The sequence below is a fragment of the Bradyrhizobium pachyrhizi genome, from assembly GCF_001189245.1.
Lineage (GTDB): Bacteria > Pseudomonadota > Alphaproteobacteria > Rhizobiales > Xanthobacteraceae > Bradyrhizobium > Bradyrhizobium pachyrhizi.
Map to the genome: position 1 here is coordinate 58950 of NZ_LFIQ01000094.1, position 415 is coordinate 59364.

The 415-nt window shown below is 61.4% G+C and carries 1 pseudogene; it reads right to left on the bottom strand.

Going from position 1 to position 415, the window contains the following annotated elements:
• A pseudogene (locus tag AKL29_RS42935) lies at nt 1-415 on the bottom strand (hypothetical protein); the annotation flags it as partial.

A 415-nucleotide genomic window follows, 5' to 3' on the forward strand; every position in this document is an offset into this window, starting at 1 on the left:
GTCCTCGCGCTCGGCGACCACACGCGCCTGGGCTTGCTCCGACGTTTCCGGCGCGTTGATTGTCGGTCCCGACGCGCTGTCCGGCAGGCTATCGATTCTGAAGCGGACGCTGCCGTCTTGAGCTATCTCTGGCGAGACAACTTCATAGTCATGCGGAATTCCGATCGGCGCATAGACGTGGGCGTTGTTCTTTATGCGCCTTAATACCGTCTCGTGGATCTTGGGCTTCTCAACATACACCTCATCACCCGTCGTCCAGGAGAAGCGCTGCCGGGTCAGCCGGGATACGCGCCGTGGCCCGTAGCGGTAGTAACTCGCCGCGCCTGCGCGGGAGTCATATAACCGGCCGTCTTTATCCTGCGCCTGCCTGGTTTCCGCGAGCGCGGCAGGATCCGATGACTTGAAGCAGAGACCT